This window comes from Actinacidiphila sp. bgisy160 (assembly GCF_965342435.1).
Classification (GTDB): domain Bacteria; phylum Actinomycetota; class Actinomycetes; order Streptomycetales; family Streptomycetaceae; genus Actinacidiphila.
Genome location: NZ_CBDRCM010000079.1, coordinates 1 through 21,280 on the forward strand (window position 1 = coordinate 1; position 21,280 = coordinate 21,280).

General features: G+C 71.7%; 14 protein-coding genes. 5 read left to right on the forward strand and 9 right to left on the reverse strand.

Features of this window, described 5'->3' with window-relative positions; translation table 11 throughout:
* Nucleotides 1-53 precede the first annotated feature (53 nt).
* Entirely contained in the window at nt 54-1,577 is a 1,524-nt protein-coding gene (locus ACRWNP_RS34610) for a hypothetical protein (RefSeq protein WP_431968573.1), read from the forward strand.
* A 91-nt stretch (nt 1,578-1,668) separates the two neighbouring features.
* On the opposite strand, the gene ACRWNP_RS34615 is transcribed toward ACRWNP_RS34610, so the two are convergent.
* Entirely contained in the window at nt 1,669-6,597 is a 4,929-nt protein-coding gene (locus tag ACRWNP_RS34615) for an NAD-glutamate dehydrogenase (protein ID WP_431968575.1), read from the reverse strand.
* 313 nt (nt 6,598-6,910) lie between these two features.
* On the opposite strand from ACRWNP_RS34615, the gene ACRWNP_RS34620 reads away from it, so the two are divergent.
* Nucleotides 6,911-7,477 carry a DJ-1/PfpI family protein gene (locus ACRWNP_RS34620; protein ID WP_431968577.1) on the forward strand — a complete coding sequence of 189 codons (567 nt, stop codon included), beginning with the start codon at nt 6,911-6,913 and terminating at the stop codon, nt 7,475-7,477.
* 122 nt (nt 7,478-7,599) lie between these two features.
* Here ACRWNP_RS34620 and ACRWNP_RS34625 read toward each other — a convergent pair whose 3' ends face one another.
* Both ACRWNP_RS34625 and ACRWNP_RS34630 read right to left on the reverse strand, forming a co-directional pair.
* Entirely contained in the window at nt 7,600-8,253 is a 654-nt protein-coding gene (locus tag ACRWNP_RS34625) for an HAD family hydrolase (RefSeq protein WP_431968579.1), read from the reverse strand.
* A gap of 81 nt (nt 8,254-8,334) precedes the next feature.
* Entirely contained in the window at nt 8,335-8,841 is a 507-nt protein-coding gene (locus ACRWNP_RS34630; protein ID WP_431968581.1) for a DUF6912 family protein, read from the reverse strand.
* Nucleotides 8,842-8,997: 156 nt separating this feature from the next.
* Here ACRWNP_RS34630 and ACRWNP_RS34635 point away from each other — a divergent pair, with 156 nt between their 5' ends.
* A complete protein-coding gene (locus ACRWNP_RS34635) occupies nt 8,998-9,444 on the forward strand; it encodes an Rv3235 family protein (protein ID WP_431968583.1) in 447 nt (148 codons plus the stop codon).
* Between the two features lie 63 nt (nt 9,445-9,507).
* On the opposite strand, the gene secA is transcribed toward ACRWNP_RS34635, so the two are convergent.
* Nucleotides 9,508-12,300, reverse strand: coding sequence for a preprotein translocase subunit SecA (gene secA / locus ACRWNP_RS34640; protein WP_431968585.1), 2,793 nt, complete (start codon nt 12,298-12,300; stop codon nt 9,508-9,510).
* Between the two features lie 207 nt (nt 12,301-12,507).
* On the opposite strand from secA, the gene ACRWNP_RS34645 reads away from it, so the two are divergent.
* Nucleotides 12,508-13,098 (forward strand): GNAT family N-acetyltransferase, encoded by a 591-nt coding sequence (locus ACRWNP_RS34645; protein ID WP_431968587.1) that lies wholly within the window; start codon nt 12,508-12,510, stop codon nt 13,096-13,098.
* Between the two features lie 119 nt (nt 13,099-13,217).
* Nucleotides 13,218-14,393, forward strand: coding sequence for a winged helix-turn-helix domain-containing protein (locus ACRWNP_RS34650; RefSeq protein ID WP_431968589.1), 1,176 nt, complete (start codon nt 13,218-13,220; stop codon nt 14,391-14,393).
* A 46-nt stretch (nt 14,394-14,439) separates the two neighbouring features.
* Here the strand turns inward: ACRWNP_RS34650 and ACRWNP_RS34655 are convergent, their stop codons facing one another.
* From ACRWNP_RS34655 to mtrB, 5 genes are all read right to left on the reverse strand, one after another.
* The gene (locus tag ACRWNP_RS34655) at nt 14,440-15,192 is read right to left on the reverse strand and encodes a response regulator (protein WP_018564114.1); all 753 of its coding nucleotides are present in this window, start codon (nt 15,190-15,192) and stop codon (nt 14,440-14,442) included.
* 172 nt (nt 15,193-15,364) lie between these two features.
* Nucleotides 15,365-16,048 carry a ribosome hibernation-promoting factor, HPF/YfiA family gene (hpf, locus tag ACRWNP_RS34660; RefSeq protein WP_431968592.1) on the reverse strand — a complete coding sequence of 228 codons (684 nt, stop codon included), beginning with the start codon at nt 16,046-16,048 and terminating at the stop codon, nt 15,365-15,367.
* 328 nt (nt 16,049-16,376) lie between these two features.
* Nucleotides 16,377-17,285 carry a ComF family protein gene (locus tag ACRWNP_RS34665; protein ID WP_431968594.1) on the reverse strand — a complete coding sequence of 303 codons (909 nt, stop codon included), beginning with the start codon at nt 17,283-17,285 and terminating at the stop codon, nt 16,377-16,379.
* A 186-nt stretch (nt 17,286-17,471) separates the two neighbouring features.
* Complete coding sequence (locus tag ACRWNP_RS34670) at nt 17,472-19,298, reverse strand: LpqB family beta-propeller domain-containing protein (protein ID WP_431968596.1); 1,827 nt, start codon at nt 19,296-19,298, stop codon at nt 17,472-17,474.
* Nucleotides 19,298-21,256, reverse strand: coding sequence for an MtrAB system histidine kinase MtrB (gene mtrB, locus ACRWNP_RS34675; protein ID WP_431968598.1), 1,959 nt, complete (start codon nt 21,254-21,256; stop codon nt 19,298-19,300). The genes ACRWNP_RS34670 and mtrB overlap by 1 nt, the downstream gene beginning before the upstream one ends.
* Between the last annotated feature and the right edge of the window lie 24 nt (nt 21,257-21,280).

Genomic DNA, 21,280 nt, shown 5'->3' on the forward strand with positions numbered 1-21,280 from the left:
ATCAAGCATCGAGGGGACGAGGTGACGAGCGGACGACGGCCGGGAGGGCTGCGGTGACCGGCGTGCTGACCCAGCGGGACCGGCGGATCCGGGCGTACGAACTGCGGGAGGCGCGCCGGCCCACGCCGTACCTGATCCTCGGCACCCTCTTCTGGGCGGTGGTGGCCTACCGCACCTGGCAGTCCCCCGTCGCCTCCGACTTCGGTCAGCACGCCGCCGCGATCGAGCGCATCGCCGCGGACTGGCGGCACCCGGCGAACCCGCTGCTCGACGTACCGGGGACCGGCAGCCCCTACTTCACCCCGTACACCGTGGGGCTGGGGCTGCTGTCGAAGGTGACCGGCGTGCCGGGCTGGCAGCTGCTCAGGGGGTGCGGCCCGGTCAACCTGGCGCTGATCGTCACCGGTGTCGGCGCCTTCACCCGCGTGCTGAGCAGCCGGCGCTGGGCGCCGGTACTGGCACTCGCCGCGTTCGTCCTGCTGTGGGGGCCGCAGTACAAGGAGTGGAGCGGCTTCCTCGGCCTGCAGTCGATGATCCGGGGGCTGGCCTACCCCAGCGCCTTCGCCGTCGGCGTGACGTTCTGGGTGTGGGCGCTCACCGCGCGGGCGGCCCGGCGCGGCGTGGCCGGGACGTGGCCGCACGCCGGGCTCGGGCTGCTCATCGGGACCGTGCTGCTCGTCCACCCCTTCACGGCGATGGGCACCGTCATCGGCGTCGTCGCCCTCGTCATCGGCATGCAGCGCACCCCGGTCGCCGCCGGGGTCTTCGGCCGGTGGGCGCTGACCGGCGCGGTCGCCTTCGCGGTGGCCGCCTGGTGGCCGTACTTCAGCCTCTCCTCACTGCTCGGCGACCCCACCGTCGACGACGTCCACCGGCGGCTGTACGCGAACCTGTGGCAGTGGTACGGCCTGGCCCTGGCCGGTCTGCCGGCGCTGCTGTACCGGCTGCGGGTGAACCGCTTCGACCCGCTGGTGCTGATGTTCGCCGCGGACTGCGCGGTCGCCGCGTACGGCTGGCTCAGCGGCTCCTACTCCTTCGGGCGGATCTTCGGGCTGCTGCTGGTGCCGCTGCAGTTCGCGCTGGCGGTGGAGCTCGCGCAGGCCCCGCCGTGGACCGCGCTGCGCACCGTGCTGGCCCCGCTGGCCGCGGTGGCGGCCTGCGCGGGTCTGCTGGCGCAGGCCGGCGCGATCGTCCCGGCGCGCTATGTGCCGCCCGCGCTGCACCTGCAGCGGCTGAGCACCTGGCCCAGCTACCTGTGGGCGCAAGCGCACATCGCCGTCGGCGACGTCCTGCTGACCGACGGGTACACACCCAAGCACGTCATGCCCGCCTACGGCGTGTTCCTGGTGTCACCGGCCTGGCCCGACCCGTCCACCACGGCGGCCTCCCGGGAGCGCCGCGAAGCCGACGTGCGCGCCTACCTCGCCCCCTCGACGCCCATGGACCAGCGCCTGGCCATCGCCCGCCGCTACCACGTGAAGTGGGTGATGACCGAGCCGGACGAGCCGGCCCCGCCGGGCGGCGTCCAGGTCGCCCAGGGCCCGCGCACCGGTGAACGGCTGTACCGGGTCGGCTGAGCCCGCCGACGCGGCAGGGCCGGGGAGCTCGCTCCCCGGCCCCTGCCGTCCCGCGGTCGCCTTCCCGGCGCCGCGTCCGCCGTCCCCGGCGTCAGCGGCGGGCGCGCAGCAGCGAGCGGATCGTCCGCATCGCCACCGACAGATTCGCCAGGTCGAAGCTCTCCGAGCCCTGGATCTCCTCCAGCGTCGTCTTGGCCCGCCCGATCAGCGCGCTGTTGGACGCCTCCCACGCCTGGTAGCGCTGCTCCGGGGTGGAGGAGCCGTTGCCGACGGACAGCACGTCCTGGGTGAGCGCCGCGTGCGCCGCGAAGAGGTCCTCGCGGATCGACGCGCGGGCCATGGAGTGCCAGCGGTCGGCGCGCGGCAGCTCGATGATCCGGTCGAGCAGCTGCGTGATCTGCAGCCGGTCGGCGAGGTCGTAGTAGACCTCGGCGACCGCCAGCGGGTCCTTGCCGGTCCGGTCGGCGACGTCGACGATGTCGAGCGCCGGGAAGGCCGAGGAGAGCCCGGCGACCCGCGTCGCCAGCTCCTCCGGCACGCCCGCGCCGGTCAGTTCGTCGTGGATCGACTCGTACCACTCCAGGTCCGCGCCGCGCAGCAGTTTCGGCAGCACCGCCCACACCGTGGCGACGCCCTCCCGGAAGAAGTCGATCGTCTCCGCGATCGCCAGCGGCTGCGGCCGGTTGTTGAGCAGCCAGCGGGTGCCCCGCTCGACCAGGCGCCGCGAGTGCAGCCGGATCCGGGTCTGGACGTCGGCCGGGACGACCGTGTCCAGCGCCTCCACCTCGTCCCAGACGCCGCCCAGGCCGAAGATGGCGCGGGCCGCGGTGTGCGCCCGGACGATCTCCTCGGTGGTGGCCCCGGTCTCCTCCTTGAAGCGGTGCAGGAAGGTGGTGCCGCCGGTGTTGACGGTGTCGTTGACCAGCACCGTCGTCACGATCTCGCGCCGCAGCGCGTGCTTGTCGATCTGCGCGTGGAACCGCTCGTGCAGCGCCTTGGGGAAGTACGCGTCGAGCAGCTGCCGCAGGTACGGGTCGTCGGGCAGACCGGTGGTGAGCAGCTCCTCCGCCACGGTGATCTTCGTGTAGGCGAGGAGGACGGCCAGCTCCGGCTGGGTCAGGCCGTGGCCGGCGTTCAGCCGCTCGCGGATCTGCCGGTCGGAGGGCAGGAACTCCAGGGCCCGGTCCAGCTTGCCGTCGCGCACCAGCCTGCGCAGGTAGCGCTGGTGGGCGTGGAGCAGGCTGGCGGACTGGGCCATGCCGTTGGCCAGGGCCACGTTCTGCGCGTAGTTGTTGCGCAGCACCAGGTCGCCGACCTCGTCGGTCATCTCGGCCAGCAGCGAGTTGCGCTGCTTGACCGTCAGGTCCCCCTCGGCGACGACCGCGTTGACCAGGATCTTGATGTTGACCTCGTGATCGGAGGCGTCCACGCCGGCACTGTTGTCGATGGCGTCGGTGTTGACCCGCCCGCCGGTCTGGGCGAACTCGATCCGGCCGAGCTGGGTCAGGCCCAGGTTGCCGCCCTCGCCGACGACCTTGACGCGCAGGTCGCCGCCGTCCACGCGGATCGCGTCGTTGGCCTTGTCGCCGACGTCCAGGTGCGACTCGGTGGAGGCCTTCACATAGGTGCCGATGCCGCCGTTCCACAGCAGGTCCACCGGCGCCTTGAGGATCGTCTTCATCAGGTCGGCCGGGGTCATCTTCGCCACCGGCTGCTCGATGCCGAGCGCCTTGCGGATCTGCGGGGTGAGCGTGATCGCCTTCGCGCTGCGCGGGAAGACACCGCCGCCGTGCGAGATCAGCTTGGTGTCGTAGTCCGCCCACGAGGAGCGCGGCAGCTCGAACATACGGCGACGCTCGGCGTAGGAGGTCACCGCGTCCGGCTGGGGGTCGATGAAGATGTGCCGGTGGTCGAAGGCGGCGACCAGCCGGATGTGCTCGCTGAGCAGCATGCCGTTGCCGAAGACGTCACCGGACATGTCGCCGACGCCGACGACGGTGAAGTCCTCGCTCTGGGTGTCGTGGCCCATCTCGCGGAAGTGCCGCTTGACCGACTCCCAGGCGCCGCGGGCGGTGATGCCCATCTTCTTGTGGTCGTAGCCGACCGAGCCGCCGGAGGCGAAGGCGTCGCCGAGCCAGAAGCCGTACGAGGTGGCGACCTCGTTGGCGATGTCGGAGAAGGACGCGGTGCCCTTGTCGGCGGCGACCACCAGGTAGGTGTCGTCGCCGTCGTGGCGGACCACGTCGGCGGGCGGCACGACCTGCCCGCCGACCAGGTTGTCGGTGACGTCGAGCAGACCGGAGATGAAGGTCTTGTAGGAGGCGATGCCCTCCGCCAGCCACGCCTCGCGGTCGGCGGCCGGGTCCGGCAGCTGCTTGGCGACGAAGCCGCCCTTGGCGCCGACCGGCACGATGACGGTGTTCTTCACCATCTGCGCCTTGACCAGGCCGAGGATCTCGGTACGGAAGTCCTCACGCCGGTCGGACCAGCGCAGGCCACCGCGGGCGACCTTGCCGAAGCGCAGGTGCACGCCCTCCACGCGCGGCGAGTACACCCAGATCTCGTACGCCGGGCGCGGCGCGGGCAGGTCCGGGATCGCCTGCGGGTCGAACTTCATCGACACGTAGGCGTGCGGCCTGCCGCCGTCGGCGCGCTGGAAGTAGTTGGTGCGCAGCGTCGCCTTGATGAGGGTGAGGAAGGAGCGCAGGATGCGGTCCTCGTCCAGGCTGGCGACCTGCTCCAGGGCGGCGTCCACCTCCTCCAGCAGCGCGTCGGTCAGTTCGCTGCCGGCCCGCTGGTGGTCCGGGGAGAGCCGGGCCTGGAAGAGGTTGACCAGCAGCCGGGTGGTGTGGACGTTGTTGCGGAGGGTGTCCTCCATGTAGTCCTGCGAGAAGGCCGTGCCGGCCTGCCGCAGGTACTTGGCGTACGCCCGCAGCACCATCGCCTGGCGCCAGGTCAGCCCGGCGCGCAGCACCAGGGAGTTGAAGCCGTCGTTCTCGGCCTGCCCGGTCCAGGTCGCGCTGAAGGCGTCCTGGAAGCGCTCACGGGCGTCGTCGCCGAGGTCGCCCAGCGAGGGGTCGATGCGCAGCCCGAAGTCGTAGATCCAGGCGCGGGTGCCGTCGGAGCGGCGCATCTCGTACGGGCGCTCGTCGATGACCTCGACGCCCAGGCGCTGCAGCACGGGCAGCACCGCGGACAGCGAGACGGGGGCGCCGGTGCGGTAGATCTTGAAGCGGCGCTCGTCGGGGGCGGCGCCGACCGGCTCGTACAGGCTGAGGCAGAAGTCCTCGCCGCCCAGCCGCTCCAGGTGCTGCAGGTCCGCGACGGCCGCGCGGGGCGTGAAGTCGGCGCGGTAGCCGTCGGGGAAGGCGTGCGCGTAGCGGCGGGTCAGCTCGGCCGCGCGCTCCTCGCCGCATTCGGAGGTCAGCGCCTCGGCGAAGCCGTCGGCCCAGGAGCGGGCGGCGTCGGCGAGCCGGTTCTCGATCCGCTCGACGTCGCGGTCGCTCAGCTGCGGCAGCGCGGTGCCGGAGGGGACCCGGACCACGAAGTGCAGCCGGGACAGCACCGACTCGGTGTTCCAGGCGGTGAAGTCGACGGTGGCGCCGTGCAGCTCCTCCTTGAGGATGTCGGTCAGCCGCAGCCGCACACCCGTGGTGTAGCGGTCACGCGGCAGGTAGACCAGCGCCGAGAAGTACCGGCCGTACTCGTCCTGACGCAGGAACAGCCGCAGCCGGCGGCGCTCCTGCAGGTAGAGCACGCTGGTGACGATCTCGCGCAGCTCGTCCGGCCCGGTCTGGAACAGCTCGTCGCGCGGGTAGGTCTCCAGGATCTGCAGCAGGTCGCGGCCGTCGTGGCTGTCCGGGGAGAAGCCCGCGCCGTCCAGCACCTCCTGCACCTTGCGGCGGATCACCGGCACGCGGCGCACGGACTCGGTGTAGGCGGCCGAGGAGAACAGGCCGAGGAAGCGGCGCTCGCCGATGACGTTGCCGTCGGCGTCGAACTTCTTCACTCCGATGTAGTCGAGGTAGGACGGGCGGTGCACGGTGGCGCGGCTGTTGGCCTTGGTGAGGATCAGCAGCTTGCTCTCGCGGGCCTTCTTGCGGGCGTCCGCGGGCAGCCGGTTGAAGGACGGTGAGACCGCGTGGCCGCTCTCGGACTCCTCCACGCGGTGCTGCGGGTCGGAGCGCAGGATGCCGAGCCCGGTGCCGGGGACGGCGGTGAGCACGTCCTCCTCGCCCTCGGGGGTGGTCTCCGTGGTCAGCGCGTACTCGCGGTAGCCGAGGAAGGTGAAGTGGTCCTCGGAGAGCCAGCGCAGCAGCTCCCAGGCCTCGCCGACCTCCTGCTCGGGCAGCGCGGGCGGGGTCGCGGCCAGCTCGTCGCCGATGCGCAGCGCGGCGTCGCGCATCTTCTGCCAGTCCTCGACGGACTCGCGGACGTCGGACAGGACGCGGCGCAGGTCCGTGGTGATCTGCTTCAGGTCCTCGCGATCGGTCTCACGGTCGATCTCGACGTGGATCCAGGACTCGGTCAGCACGTCGTGCGGCACACCGGCGATGTCGCCGGGCGCGGCGTCCAGCACCTCCAGCAGCTTCCCTGTCACGTCACGGCGCACCAGCATCTGCGGATGGACGACGACGTGGATCGCGCGATCCTGCCGGGACAGCTCGTTGGTGACGGAGTCGACCAGGAACGGCATGTCGTCGGTGACCACCTCGACGACCGTGTGGCTGCACGTCCAGCCGTTCTCCTCGACGGAGGGGGTGTGCACGCGGACGTTGGCCGTCCCCTGCGGCCGCACCTCGGCGAGACGGTGGTGGGACACGGCGGCGCCGAAGACGTCCACCGGGTCGCGGTCGAGCAGGTCCTCCGGGGCACTGTGCAGGTAGTAGCGCTGGAGGAAGGCTTCCAGCGCCTCCTTCTCGAGGCCCTGGCCAGGTTGTCCCCCCGCCGGGCTGTTCTCAGCTACCCGGGCCGCCCGTGCGAGCAGCTCGGCCTTTGCTTCGTCCAGCTTGGTCTGCATGTCCTCATGCTCCTGTCGCGCGCCATTGCGTGACGTAGGTAGTGGTGATCGGTGGATCAGCGCTGATCACGCTGTAAGGCTATCGCTACGGCCGGGGGGGCTGTCAGGGGCTCTTTGTGTACAAAACCACGAACCAATCTTTGACGAACTGGACAGTCCGGCCGGGCGGGTGCAGGTTGAGGAGGGGAACGTCGCGGGGATGTATCGAGACGTTCACACGACGGCAGCTCGAGACGACGGGGCGGCAGCAACAGCACGCAGCGGACGGACAGCAGACGGACAGCAGAGACGGCGAGAGGCGGGACACCCAGCCATGGCCACCAAGATCCTGATCGTGACCGGCGACGCGGCGGAATCGCTGGAAGTGATGTACCCGTACCAACGGCTCCTCGAAGAGGGTTACGAGGTGCACATCGCGGCGCCCAGCCGCAAGAAGCTCAGGTTCGTCGTCCACGACTTCGAGGAGGGCTTCGACACCTACACCGAGAAGCCCGGCTACACCTGGCCGGCCGACCTGGCCTTCGCGGACGTCGACCCCGGCGAGTACGCGGCCGTGGTCGTCCCCGGCGGGCGCGCCCCGGAGTACCTGCGCAACGACCCGGAGCTGCGCAAGGTCCTCAAGGCGTTCTTCGACGCCGACAAGCCCGTCGCGCAGATCTGCCACGGCCCCCTGCTGACGGCCGCCGTCGGCGCCCTCAGCGGGCGCCGCGTCACGGCCTACCCGGCGCTGGAGATGGACATGGAGGCGGCCGGCGCGAGCTTCCAGGACTCCGAGGCCGTCGTCGACGGTGTCGTGGTCTCCTCGCGCGCCTGGCCGGACCACCCGGCGTGGATGCGGGAGTTCCTCACGGTGCTGCGCTCCAAGGCGCCGGTGACCTGACGGCCGGGTGCCGCCCGGGCCCCGGCGGGGCCGGGGCGCCGGGCCCGGGCGCGGGCGTGGGCGACAGCGCGGGCTTGGGTCAGGCGCGCGGGCCCAGGCTTGGGTCAGGCGCGGGCCCAGGCTCAGGCGACGAGGGCCTCGGCGGTCTCCACCGCCTCCTCCAGGGTGTCGACGACGGGCACTCCCGCTCTCTCCAGGCTGGCCCGGCTGTGCGAGCCGCCGGTGTAGAGCACCGCCATGGCCCCGACGTGGCGGGCGGCCACGGCGTCGTCGACGGCGTCGCCGATCACCACCATGCGGTCCGCCGCTATCCCCTGCATCGCGGCGACGTGCCGCGCCATCTGCTCGGACTTGCCGCTGTGGCTGCCCTGGGTGCGGCCGTCCACCCGGACGAAGTGGTTCTCGATGCCATGGGTGCGCAGGATCGGTATCAGCTGATCGTGGGGCGCCAGGGAACACAGCGACTGCGTCAGCCCCTCGTACCGGCGCCGCGCCAGGATCTCCGCCGCGCCCTCGGCGAGGCCGCACGTACCGGCGAGGGTCCAGTAATGGCGATGGAAGATGTCGTCCATCACCTCCCACTCCTCCTCGGTGGGCAGCCGGCCCATGAGCCGCTCGTAGAACAGGGGAACCGGCACGCAGTACAACTCGCGGTAACGCTCCAGCGTGATCCGCGGCAGCCCGATCTCGGCGAAGGAGGCGTTGGTCGCCTCGATCACCGCGTCGATGTCATGGAGCAGCGTGCCGTTCCAGTCCCACACGAGATGCGCGTTCACACCCGAAACCGTACCCAGACCCCATGTCCTCAAGGCAAGTGCCCAGGTCAAATCCACTCGCAGCGTGTCCGTACGGTCACCTCACGCGATCAGCGAGGGGATCTCCTGGGTGGCGTACCAAAGCAACTCGTGGTCCTCTGCGCCGTCGACGGTGAAGCGCGCGTCGTCGTCGCCCGCGTCGGCCGCGCCAAGGGCGTCGGCGGCCGCCGTGACGTCCGGCCCGGCCTCGTCGGAGTCGGCGTGGACGGCGGCGGCCCTGGCCATCGGCACGGGCGCGGCCAGGCGCACCGCGCCCAGCGCCGAGGGGTCCAGGCCGCGGTCGGGGTCGAAGGAGACCGCGCCGTCGGCGACGTCCACCGCGACCACGACGCGCCGCCTGGGCGCGTCCGGGGTGGCGGCCAGCTGCCGCAGGGAGGCCTGGGCGGCGCGGGTCAGCGCGGCGTACTCCAGTTCCTCGATGTCGTCGGAGACGTACCACTCGCGCAGGCTCGGGGTGACGGCGAAGGCGTCCAGCGGGGCAGGGCCCAGCTCACCCGCCTTGTGCGCCTCGGCCAAGCCTGGGAGGGTCGTGGGGATGTAGACGCGCATGGCGTCAGCATACGGGCGCACCACCCCTGATAGGTGAATCCCCCACCGCCTCCCGGACGTCACGGGCCCGGCTTCCCGGAACCGCACCCGTCCCCGTACAACCCGGTTACCAGTCGGTAGACCACGGGGGTCCACACCATGCCTGTCCTCACACCCATGCCCGCGTCCGCATCCGCGCCCTCGGCCACGCGGCGCGTCACCGCCCTGCCACCGCACGTCTGGTTCGCCGGGCGGCTGCTGGAGGTCCTCACCGGACGGCGGCCCATCACCAGCCTCGCCGGACGGATGGAGCCCGAGGCCTACGACCGGCTCTGGGACCTCGTGGGCGCCCGCGCCGACTGGCGCTACGTCTCCCGCGGCCACCTGCCGCGGCTGCTCAAGCCGCCGCGCTTCTCCCCCGTCCAGGACGGGACGGCCATCGAGGTCAGCGCCGTCGTGCTGCTCACCCCGCATGTCGTGCGAGCCCTCGCCTTCCGGCTGGAGCGCGCGGGCCGCGAAGGCCCGGGACGTGAGGGCCCGGGACGTGAGGGCCCGGGTCGCGAGGGCCCCGGGCGCGTCGGCACCGGCGCCGGGTGGCGCTGCGCCGCCGTCGAGGCGCACTGACCGCGCCGGGACAAAGGCCGGGGCCGGACCCCGTCAGGAGTCCGGCCCCGGAACGCGCGAACGCTACTTCTTGCGGCGCCGTCCACCCTTGGCCGCGCGGCGGCGCTCCGCCCGCGTCAGGCCGTCCGACTCCGGGCCCGCGTCGCTCTCGAAGTCGCCCTCGACGACACCGCCCTCGCCGTCCACCGTGGGAGCGGAGAAGTGCAGCCGGTCGGCCCGCTTCGGGGCCTCCAGGCCCTTGGCGCGGATCTCCGGACGGGCGTCCTGCTTGACCAGCGTCGGAGCGGCGTCCTGCGGGGCACCGGCCTCCACCGGCACCTCCTCGACCTGCTGCTCGACCTGGACCTCCAGGTTGAACAGGTAGCCGACGGACTCCTCCTTGATGCCGTCCATCATGGCCTTGAACATGTCGTAGCCCTCGCGCTGGTACTCCACCAGCGGGTCACGCTGCGCCATCGCCCGCAGGCCGATGCCCTCCTGCAGGTAGTCCATCTCGTACAGGTGCTCGCGCCACTTGCGGTCCAGCACCGACAGCACCACGCGCCGCTCCAGCTCGCGCATGATCTCCGAGCCGAGCTGCTGCTCACGCGCGTCGTACTGCTCGTGGATGTCGTCCTTGACCATCTCCGCGACGAAGTCCGCGGTGATGCCCGCGCGGTCGCCGGCGGCGTCCTCCAGGTCGTCCACGGTCACCGTGACCGGGTAGAGCTGCTTGAAGGCGCCCCACAGCCGCTCCAGGTCCCAGTCCTCGGCGAAGCCCTCGGCGGTCTCGATCGCGATGTAGTCGTCGATCGTGTCATCCATGAAGTGCCGCACCTGCTCGTGCAGGTCCTCGCCCTCCAGGACACGGCGGCGTTCGCCGTAGATGACCTCGCGCTGCCGGTTGAGCACCTCGTCGTACTTCAGGACGTTCTTGCGGATCTCGAAGTTCTGCTGCTCGACCTGCGACTGGGCGGAGGCGATGGCGCGGGTCACCATCTTGTTCTCGATCGGCACGTCGTCGGGCACGTTGGCCATCGCCATCACACGCTCCACCATCTGCGCCTTGAACAGACGCATCAGGTCGTCGCCGAGGGAGAGGTAGAACCGGGACTCGCCCGGGTCGCCCTGACGGCCGGACCGGCCACGCAACTGGTTGTCGATGCGCCGCGACTCGTGACGCTCGGTGCCCAGCACGTAGAGGCCGCCGAGCTCCTTGACCTCCTCGAACTCGGCCTTGACCGCCGCCTCGGCACGCTCCAACGCCTCCGGCAGCGCCGCCGCCCACTCCTCGACGTGCTCCACCGGGTCCAGGCCGCGCTGCCGCAGCTCCGCCTCGGCCAGGTCGTCGGGGTTGCCGCCCAGCTTGATGTCCGTACCACGGCCGGCCATGTTGGTGGCCACCGTGACGGCGCCCTTGCGGCCGGCCTGCGCGACGATCTGCGCCTCACGCTCGTGCTGCTTGGCGTTCAGCACCTCGTGCGGCACGCCGCGCTTGTTCAGCTGCTGCGACAGGTACTCGGACTTCTCGACCGAGGTGGTGCCGACCAGAACCGGCTGGCCCTTCTCGTGCTTCTCGACGATGTCCTCGACGACCGCCGCGAACTTCGCCTCCTCGGTGCGGTAGATCAGGTCCGGCCGGTCCTTGCGCTGCACGGTCCGGTTGGTCGGGATCGGGACCACGCCGAGCTTGTAGATCTGGTGGAACTCCGCGGCCTCGGTCATCGCCGTACCGGTCATGCCCGAGAGCTTGGAGTACAGGCGGAAGAAGTTCTGGAGGGTGATCGTGGCGAGCGTCTGGTTCTCGTCCTTGATCTCCACCCCCTCCTTCGCCTCGATCGCCTGGTGCATGCCCTCGTTGTAGCGGCGGCCGGCCAGGATACGGCCGGTGTGCTCGTCGACGATCATGACTTCGCCGTCCATGACGACGTAGTCCTTGTCCTTCTTGTAGAGCTCCTTGGCCTTGATGGCGTTGTTCAGGTAGCCCACCAGCGGGGTGTTCACCGACTCGTAGAGGTTGTCGATGCCCAGCCAGTCCTCGACCTTGGAAACCCCCGCCTCGTGGATGGCGACGGTGCGCTTCTTCTCGTCGAAGTCGTAGTCACCGGTCTCCGCCTTGCCCATGCCGCCGGCCTCGCCCGGCTTCAGGCGGGTCACCAGCCGGGCGAAGTCCGAGTACCACTTCGTGGCCTGGTCCGCCGGACCGGAGATGATCAGCGGTGTACGGGCCTCGTCGATGAGGATCGAGTCCACCTCGTCCACGATCGCGAAGTTGTGACCGCGCTGCACCAGTTCGTCCCGCGACCACGCCATGTTGTCGCGCAGGTAGTCGAAGCCGAACTCGTTGTTGGTGCCGTAGGTGATGTCACAGGCGTACTGCTCACGGCGCTGCGCCGGGGTCATGTTCGCGAGGATGCAGCCCACCTTCAGGCCCAGGAAGCGGTGCACCCGGCCCATCCACTCCGAGTCGCGCTCGGCGAGGTAGTCGTTGGTGGTGATCAGGTGCACACCCTTGCCGGACAGCGCGTTCAGGTAGGCGGGCAGCGTACCGACCAGGGTCTTGCCCTCGCCGGTGCGCATCTCGGCGACGTAGCCGGAGTGCAGCGCCGCACCACCCATGATCTGGACGTCGTAGTGCCGCTGACCCAGGACGCGCTTGGCGGCCTCCCGGACGGTGGCGAACGCCTCGGGGAGCAGGTCGTCCAGGCTCTCGCCGTCCGCGTAGCGCTCCTTGTACTCGTCCGTGAGAGCCCTCAGCTCGGCGTCCGTCAGATTGACGAAGTCCTCTTCAATGGAATTGACCTGGTCCGCGATGCGGTGCAGCTTGCGCAGGATCTTGCCTTCGCCTGCACGCAGGATCTTGTTGAGGACGGACACGTAGGCTGACTCCTTGCCGGTCGGGCCTGGCACGGTTTCTCGCGCTGGCACAGCAGGTCACACCCCGCTGCAACGGCCATCGTAAGCGAGGACCCCAGCGGGCCGGGAGGTCCGTCGCCAAGCCGGGCGGTTCTCCCTGTCGATCGCCGCCCCGATCCGGTCCTATCCGGTCGAGACCGCACCCCTGGCTCGGGGATACTCCGACGCATGGAGCCGATAACCCTCACCACCGATCGCCTCGTCCTGCGCCCCTTCGGACCGGACGACGCCGAGGCCGTCCGCGTCGCCTGCCAGGACCCGGAGATCCCGCGCTGGACACCCGTCCCCTCCCCCTACACCCACGAACACGCGCAGGAGTTCGTCACCCGGACCTGCCCCGACGGCTGGCGCGACGACACCGTCTACAACTTCGCCGTCACCACGCGCGACGAAGGACGTTTGGTGGGCGCCATGGGGCTGGTACGGCTGGCCCAGCTGAACACCGCCGAACGGCAGGCCGAACTCGGTTACTGGACCGCCAAGGAACAACGCGGCCGCGGCCTCACCTCCGAGGCCGCCCGCGCCGTTGCCCGCTGGGCCTTCGAGGGACTCGGTGTGGAGCGCCTGGAGTGGTACGCCGAGGCGGGCAACGCGGGCTCCCGCGCGGTCGCCCTCAAGACGGGCTTCCGGATGGAGGGCACCATGCGCGGCAAGATCGTCCACCAGGGCACCCGGCGCGACGCGTGGATCGGCTCCCTGCTCCCCTCCGACCTCGGCCTGACCGGCGCCGCCGCCTACCTGCCGTACCAGGGCGAGTGATCGCGGCGGGGGTCGGGCCACGGGCCACCGCGGCGGGGACAGCGGGGGCGGCCCGGAGGGGATCGCCCGGAGGGAATCACCCCGAGGGGATTGTCAGTGGCGCCTTCTAGGGTGGGCCCATGACGACGCCCGTGGCCCTCTCCGCCGACGACGCCCGCCGGACCGCCCTGCGCGCCCAGGGTTTCCTCGGCGCCCCCGACCGGCGCGCCGGCGTGCGCGGCGTCCTGCGCCGGCTGGGCGCGGTGCAGCTCGACACCATCTCCGTGCTCGCCCGCTCCCACGAGCTCATCCCCTACGCCCGCCTCGGCGCCGTCGGCCGCACCGCGGTCGAGGCCGCGTACTGGACCGAGAACCACGCCTTCGAGTACTGGTCGCACGCCGCCTGCATCCTCCCCATCGAGGAATGGCCGCACTTCGCCTTCCGCCGCCGCGCCCGGCGGGCCCGCGGCCACCGCTGGCACGTGCTGCAGGACGCCGACCGCTCCACCGCCGCCGTCCTGGACCGGCTCAAGACCGACGGCCCGCTGACCTCGACCGAACTCGGCGGCGCCAAGAACGGCGGCCCCTGGTGGGACTGGTCCGAGACGAAGATCGCGGTGGAGTGGCTACTCGACACCGGCGAGGTCGTCTGCACCCGGCGGCGCGGCTGGAAGCGCGTCTACGACCTCGCCGAACGGGCCGTCCCCGACACCCTCTTCCACGACGACATCGACGATGCCGAATGCCTGCGCCGCCTCGTCGCCCAGGCCGGTGCCGCCCTCGGCGTCGCCACCCGGGCCGACCTCGCCGACTACCACCGGCTCAAGGGCGAGCAGGTCGACTCCGTCATCGCCGACACCGGGCTCGTGCCCGTCCGGGTCGAGGGCTGGGGCGGCAAGCCCGCCTGGGCCGACCCCACCGCCCTGGCCGGCGCCTCCCGCGGCGGCCGGCACCGCACGACGCTGCTCTCCCCCTTCGACTCCCTCATCTGGGACCGGCCCCGCACCGAGCGCATCTTCGGCTTCACCCACCGCCTGGAGGCGTACGTCCCCAAGCCCCAGCGCATACACGGCTACTTCGCGATGCCGCTGCTGGCCGGCGGCCGGCTGGTCGGCCGCGCCGACCCGGCCCGCGAGGGAAGCACACTGATCGCCCGTCAGGTGACGCTGGACTCCCCGCGCGCCGTCGAGCCCATGGCGCAGGCTCTGAGCGAGGCCGCCGCGTGGGTCGGCTGCGACAGCGTTCGCATCGAACGCCTCGACGACCCCAAACTCGCCGCGGCCCTCAAGGAAGCCGTCGCCGGAGCCGCCGTCTGAGACGCCTGAGCCGCCTGAGCCGCCTGAGCCGCCTGATCAGGCGAAGTCAGCGGATCTCGAGGATCTTCTCCCGCATCGCGTACACCACAGCTTCCATCCGCGAGTGCAGCTGCAGCTTCTCCAGGATGTTGCGCACATGGTTCTTCACCGTGTTCTCGCTGATGAAAAGCTCCTTGGCGATGTCACGGTTGTTCATGCCGGTGGCGACCAGCTTCAGCACCTCCAGCTCACGGTCCGTCAGCCGGGGGGCGGGCACGAGCCGGCGCTCGTCCGTGCGCTGGATCATCGACTTGAACTCGGTGAGCAGCTTCGACGCCATCGACGGGCTGATCTGCGACTGCCCGTCCGCCACCGCCCGGATCGCCGTGGCCACCTCGTCCGTGGAAATCTCCTTGAGGAGGTAGCCGGTCGCCCCGGCCTTGATGGCCTCGTAGAGGTCCGCCTCCTCGTCACTCATCGTCAGCATGATGATCTTTGCGCTGGGAGCCACCTCCTTGATGGAGGTGCACGCCTCGATGCCGCCCCGCCTCGGCATCCGCACGTCCATCAGCACGATGTCCGGCAGCAGATCCGCGGCCTTCTCCGTCGCCTCCGCGCCGTCCCCCGCCTCGCCGACGACCTGGATGTCCTCCTCCTGCGCGAGCACGATCTCCAGACCCCGGCGGAACAGGGCGTGGTCGTCCACCACGAGCACCCTGATCGGCTCCTTGCGCGGCGCGCCGGCGACGCCCGTGTCCCCCGCGGCGCCCGTACCCGGCTCCGCGCCACCGGCCGGCGCGGGCTCGAAGCTGTCCGCCATCGGTTCCTCCCCCTCGGGCCGGCGCCCGTGGTAGTCACACTTTCCGTGCCAGGCCAACCGGGCGGTGCGGCCCGTACATTGGCTGCCCGGCCATGATTCCATGCCCGGGCACGGCAACGCCCCCAGGCGATGGTCGTTTCCCCGCCCGGGAGCGCCGCCCTTGACCCCTAGTTCACCGGCGGAGCGCTCCGCCCGCGCCGGCTGGCGCATCCTCGACGGAGGGGTCCGCCTTGAGGTGGATGACGCCGTAGTCATAGCCGTGCCGCCGGTAGACGACACTCGGTTGTTCCGTGTCGGAGTCGATGAACAGGTAGAAGTCGTGCCCGATCAGCTCCATCTCGTAGAGGGCCTGGTCGAGCGTCATCGGTGCTGCCGCATGCGTCTTCTCGCGAACCACCAGGGGTCCTTCACCCTGGACCTCGAGACGGCCGCCGATCTTGGTGGTGGGCACGCCCGTGAACGTCTCCCCGCCGGTCGGGGTGCCGTTGAACTCGGTCGCGGCCAGTCCGGCCGTCGCCTCCGCCACGCTCATGGGGGTACGGCTGCCGCCGCGATGCACCCGGCGCTTGTCGGCCGCCTTGCGCAGCCGCGCCTCGAGCTTGTTCACCGCGACGTCGAGCGCCGCGTAGGGGTCGGGCGCGGCGGCCTCGGCCCGGATCACCGGGCCACGGGTGCGCAGCGTGATCTCCACCCGGTCGGAACGGTCTGCCTGCCGGGGGTTCGGTTCCTTGGACACCTCGACCTCGAGGCTCATCACCTTGCCGTCGAGCTTCTGGATCTTCTCCAGCTTCTCGTTCACGTGCTTCCGGAACCGCTCGGGCACCTCGGTCTTGCGGCCCTTGACGACGATGTCCACGCAGAACTCCGTTCCCGGATCGCCTCGGTCTCACGGGGCGATCCCTTGCGCTGAGGCCGGCGGGCACCAGGTCCCGCCCGGCGTCGACGTTCGTTGCCGCTCCGCGCGCTCGGAGGCTTCCGGGCGGCGAAGCCGCGACTCTCACCTCCTCCTCCCCCGCGAGACAGATCTTCACCCACTGAACCATGGGTGAACCACGTCCTGCGGTCCGTGAAACGGCGGCCCACAACGGGCGCCGCCGCCCCTCACCACCGAACATAGACCCGCGGACCGGGGGTCGGCACCCCCAGAAGCGCTATACCTTCTTTTGGGTGAAATGCCCGTTACGTCACCTGCGGGATCCGCCCTGACCTCCGGATTCCACATCCCGGCCGGACGCCTGTTCGGCCGCCTGCTCGGCCGCCCGTTCGACGCACGGTGAGGGTCGCGGACCCCGGATCGCGGTGGCGGGGGCGCCCGGACCGCCCGCGGGACGGCGCAGCGGTGCCGGGCCGCCGACCACCGCCGCGGCCAGGACCCGGCCTCCGGCATCCTCGACCGCGCGGGCCGCGGCGGCGAGCGAGGCGCCCGTGGTCATCAGGTCGTCCACCAGCACCACGGGGGCGGCCCCCAGGAGGCGGTCGGCGCCGCGCACGGCCGTCAGGGCGCCGGAGAGGTTCGCGGGCCGGTCACGGGCACCGAGGCCCGACTGATCGGCCACCACGCGCCGCTGCCGCAGCACCGCGGCCGCCCGGACGGACAGTCCGTCGCGCCGCAGGTCCGCGGCGGCGGCAAGGGCGAGGCGGCGGGTCGCGTCATGGCCGCGGGCCGCCACCGCCCGCCGGGAGGAGGGGACGGGGACGAGGAGGAACGGGGGGAGGGTGGAGGCGAGGGTGGAGTGGGGGGTGGTGGGGGTGATAGTGCCTTCCGGGCGCCGCGTCTCGGGGGCCCCGCCCCCTCCCCCTCCCCGCACCGCGGCATAGACCGCGCCCGCCAGGGCTTCGCCCAGCGGGCGGGCCAGGCCCAGCGCGCCGCGCTCCTTGTGCGCCAGCAGCACCGCGCGCGGCTGGTCGGCGTAGACGGTCGCCGCCCACACGGCGGGCAGGCCCTCGGGTAGTGCGTCAGGCCAGACCTGCCGCGCTCCCGGCTCGTGCAGCGCTGCCCCGCACTCCTCGCAGAGCACGGTCCGCGGCGCCCCGCACCCCTCGCACTCGGCCGGCAGCAGCAACCCCGAGATCTCCCGCCACCATGACCGCACCGCGCGGGCGCCCCGCAGACCCCGCGGACCCCGCGGACCCCGCCGCCCCCCGTTCCCACGTTGTCCCCGTGCTCCGCGCGCTCCCCGCATGACTCCACGATGCCGGGATCGGACCATCACCGCCAGGCCCGTCCCCAGCCTGTGGACAACTCCGCGGCGACGCCCGGCACGAGCCGGCCCTGCCGGTCAGCCCGGGTAGACGGGCGAGCTGGCCTTGGGCGCGACTTCCTTCCAGTTGGAGTCGGGCTGCAGCCGGAAGACACCGCCGTCGAGCTCCGCGAGCAGCGGCTCGTCCTGGCGCTCCGAGGCCGCCACCGACACCACTCCGCTGATGCCTGGCAGGCTCGACGAGGACGCGCCGGAGCCGTCCACGTCCACGTACTGGATCTGCGGCACTCCCCCGGCTTCGCGTCCCACGACCGCCAGGCGGCTGAACCCCGCCCAGGACGCCGCCATGACGTCCTCGAGCTGCGGTGCGACGCTGCGCAGCTCCGCCACCGTGATCTTCGGGTCGGCGGCGGTGCCGGTGCGCTCGATCCGCCCGAGCCGCAGTGTGGTGTGGTCGCCGTCCCGGACCAGCAGGGCGATGCGCACGCCGTCGGCCGCGACTCGCAGCGACTCGATGCGCCCGTCGCCGAGCTCCGGCACGGCGACGGGCACGGGGGAACCGGCGCCGTCGCGCAGCATCAGCAGCCGCGGCCCGTTCGGGTTGCGGTCGGCGATCCAGAGGTCGCCGTAGCCGTCCCAGCTGGGGGTCGTGAGGCGGTTCTTCGGGTCGGTGGCCTGGCTGCGCAGGACGACGGGGCCGAGCTGGGCGTCGGCGTTCAGCGCGGTCACGTAGAGGTTCGCGCCGTCCTCGGTGACGGCGGCGGCGTACTGCTCGTCGCGCCGCACGGCGGCGGAGCCCGCCTTGAGCGGGCCGGTGCCGAGGGGGCCCGCCACCGCGACGGGCCGGACGTCATTGCCGCTGAGGCTGACGAGGTGGTGGTCCGCGTCGATGAAGTACTGCTCCTTGCCGTCCCCGACGAGCTTGTCCGGGGCGTACGCGCGGGCGGCGTCGTCGCTTTGCAGCGTGCACAGGGTGCGGCCGTTGGGGCCCTTGAGCTCGACCGAGGGCACGGGCGTGGAGGACATGCCCTGGACGGTCTGGATCAGCTGGGCGGCCATCCGTTCGCATCGTGCGCTGTCGCCGCCGGGAGACCTCTTGAGTTTCACGGTCACGCGCTGGGAGTCGTCGAGTTCGACGTCCTCGGCCCGGATGCCCGCGGGGAAGGCCGAGACGACGACGGGCTCCAGCCAGTCGGTGGGCCCGGCGAGCAGGGCGTCGACGGCGTTGCTCAGCGCGTTGATGCGCTTGCGCAGGTATATCGGGTCGGCGACGAGGGCGTCCCGGCTGGCGGCCGCGTCCTTGGGTCCCGGCCCGGGCGCGGCGAAGTAGAAGGTGTCGACGGAGCGGTAGAAGCGCTGGAAGTCGGCCTCGCTCAGCACCAGGCCGTCGGCGACACCGGCGATGCGCCATTCGCCGTCCTCTTTGGTGAGGCGTATGCCGCTGCTGAAGGTGCCGTCCTCGGCGCGGTACGCGTGCCGGTCGTCGACGGTGGCGACCTTGGCGCCGGTGAGGGTGATCTGGGTGCTGTCGCCGTCCTTGCCGTCCGTCGTCGTGCCCGGTTCCTGCACCTGGGCGGGTCCGCCGGCGAGGACGGTGATCCCGGATTCGGGTTTCCAGCGCTTGCCCTGCTCCTTGGTCATGTAGAGCTTGGCGGTGGCGTAGTCGGCCTCATCGCTGGTGGTGGCTTCGAGGAAGCCGCTGACGATGTCGCTGGGAGTCTCGCCGCCCTGCGGTTTGACGCCGAAGACCCGGACCTGGGGGTCGGTGTCGGCGTGCTTCTCACCGCCGACCTTGTGCACCTCGCCGTTGCTGGGCATGGAGGCACAGCCCGTGAGCAGCACGAGTCCGCTCAGGAGCACGCCCACAACGGCCGGCCTCGGGAGGCCGCCCCCCTTCGCGCGCATCAGTCGTCGTCCTCCCGCGCCTCGTCCGCTGTCGTGGGGTGGGTGACCGTGCCGCCGCCCGCGCGGTGTCCGACGACCCGTGCGCCGTTGCCGGGCAGGGCCGCGGGGTCGGCGGCGGGGGGCCGTGGCGGGGTGAACGGCATGGAGGGGATGGCGGGCGCGGCGAAGCGCGGCGCCGGGAAGCTGTGGTGCGAGGGGGCCGGGGGCGTGGCGGCGTCGAGCGCGGTGGCTCCCGGGGGCATGCCGCGGTGGGAGAGCGTCGAGGCGAGGTCGCGGTTGCGGTTGCGGCGGGAGTCCTCGGGTTCGAGGGCGATCGGTGATCCGCGCAGGCTGTCGGCGCCGGTACGGGGCAGGGTCAGCCGGAACTGGGAGCCGCCGCCGGGCTCGCCCCAGGCCTGGAGCCAGCCGCCGTGCAGGCGGGCGTCCTCCAGGGCGATGGACAGGCCGAGGCCGGTGCCGCCGGTGGTGCGGGCGCGGGCGGGGTCGGCGCGCCAGAAGCGGTTGAAGACGCGGGTGGCCTCGCCGGGCTTGAGGCCGACACCGTAGTCGCGCACGGCGACGGCGACGGCGCCTCCGGCGGAGGCCAGGCGGACGTGGACGTCGTGCCCCTCGCCGTGTTCGACGGCGTTGACGACGAGGTTGCGCAGGACGCGTTCGACGCGGCGGGCGTCGGCCTCGACGGTGACTGGCCGTTCGTCGCCGTGGACGACGATGCGGCTGCCCTTGCGTTCGGCGATCGGCTCGGCGCCGTCGACGACGCGACGTACGACGTCGCGCAGGTCGATGGGCTCTGCTTCCAGGGCGGCGGCGCCTGCGTCGAAGCGGCTGATCTCCAGGAGGTCGGAGAGCATCGACTCGAAGCGGTCGAGCTGGTTCTGCAGCAGTTCGGCGGAGCGGGCCGTGGCGGGGTCGAAGTCGGCGCGGGCTTCGTGGATGACGTCGGCGGCCATGCGGACGGTGGTCAGCGGGGTCCGCAGCTCGTGGGAGACGTCCGAGACGAAGCGGCGCTGCATCCGGGACAGGTCCTCCAGCTGCTGGATCTTGACCTGGAGGGTGTGCGCCATCTTGTTGAAGGACTCGCCGAGGCGGGCGATGTCGTCCTCACCGGTGACCTTCATGCGTTCCTGGAGGTGCCCGGCGGCGAGCCGCTCGGAGATCTGGGCGGCCATGCGGACGGGTGTGACGACCTGGCGCACGACGAGCCAGGCGATGGCGCCGAGCAGGACGACGACGAAGATCCCGGCGGTGGCCAGGGTGCCCTTGACCAGGCCGAGGGTCTTCTCCTCCTGGTCGAAGGGGAAGAGGTAGTACAGCTGGAAGGGCTTGCCGTTGGGGTCGCTGAGGCGCTGGCCGACGATGAGGGCGGGCTCGCCGTCGGGGACGCTGTCGCTCTTCATCGAGGTGTAGCGCTCGAAGACGTCGGATCGCTCGTCGAGGGCTTTTCGCAGATCCGCGGGCACGCTCTCCTCGGGCCGGACGCCGCCGGAGCCGCGGGGTGCGTGGGTGCCGGGGCTGTCGGCCGTGCGGCTGATGGGCTGTTCCTGGGCGTTGGAGCTGAGGGCGACGACGGAGTAGACGCCCTGGCCGCTGCTGGCGAGTCCCTCGACAAGGCTGTTGAGCCAGGTCGCGGTGTCGGGGCTGTGCTGGCCGTCGGCACCGGCGCTGCCGCTGTCGGGGGCGCGGGCCGTCTCCTTGGCGACGGCGAATCCGCCGACGGCCTGGCTCTGGGCGGTCTGCCGCTTGGCGTCGAGCAGTCCGTTCTTGACCTGCCCGATGACGACGACGCCGAGGAGCAGGACGACACCGAGGGACATCAGCAGGGTGGTGGCGACCACGCGCAGCTGGATGTTGCGGCGCCAGAGCCGGACGGCGGGCTGGAGTGGCCGCCGGGCCCAGCGGACGAACGAGCGGAGCACCGGCACCAGACCCGTCAGGGGGTCCGCGTGCCGGCTCTCCATCCGCTCACGCTCGTACGCGCCGAC

Excerpts from the sequence above, each read along its gene's own strand:
- ACRWNP_RS34645 (WP_431968587.1), top strand. The coding sequence starts at position 12,508 with ATGGAGCCGATAACCCTCACCACCGATCGCCTCGTCCTGCGCCCCTTC.
- ACRWNP_RS34630 (WP_431968581.1), bottom strand. The coding sequence starts at position 8,841 with ATGCGCGTCTACATCCCCACGACCCTCCCAGGCTTGGCCGAGGCGCAC.
- ACRWNP_RS34615 (WP_431968575.1), bottom strand. The coding sequence starts at position 6,597 with ATGCAGACCAAGCTGGACGAAGCAAAGGCCGAGCTGCTCGCACGGGCG.
- ACRWNP_RS34620 (WP_431968577.1), top strand. The coding sequence starts at position 6,911 with ATGGCCACCAAGATCCTGATCGTGACCGGCGACGCGGCGGAATCGCTG.
- ACRWNP_RS34670 (WP_431968596.1), bottom strand. The coding sequence starts at position 19,298 with ATGCGCGCGAAGGGGGGCGGCCTCCCGAGGCCGGCCGTTGTGGGCGTG.
- mtrB (WP_431968598.1), bottom strand. The coding sequence starts at position 21,256 with ATGGAGAGCCGGCACGCGGACCCCCTGACGGGTCTGGTGCCGGTGCTC.
- ACRWNP_RS34655 (WP_018564114.1), bottom strand. The coding sequence starts at position 15,192 with ATGGCGGACAGCTTCGAGCCCGCGCCGGCCGGTGGCGCGGAGCCGGGT.
- ACRWNP_RS34650 (WP_431968589.1), top strand. The coding sequence starts at position 13,218 with ATGACGACGCCCGTGGCCCTCTCCGCCGACGACGCCCGCCGGACCGCC.
- ACRWNP_RS34635 (WP_431968583.1), top strand. The coding sequence starts at position 8,998 with ATGCCCGCGTCCGCATCCGCGCCCTCGGCCACGCGGCGCGTCACCGCC.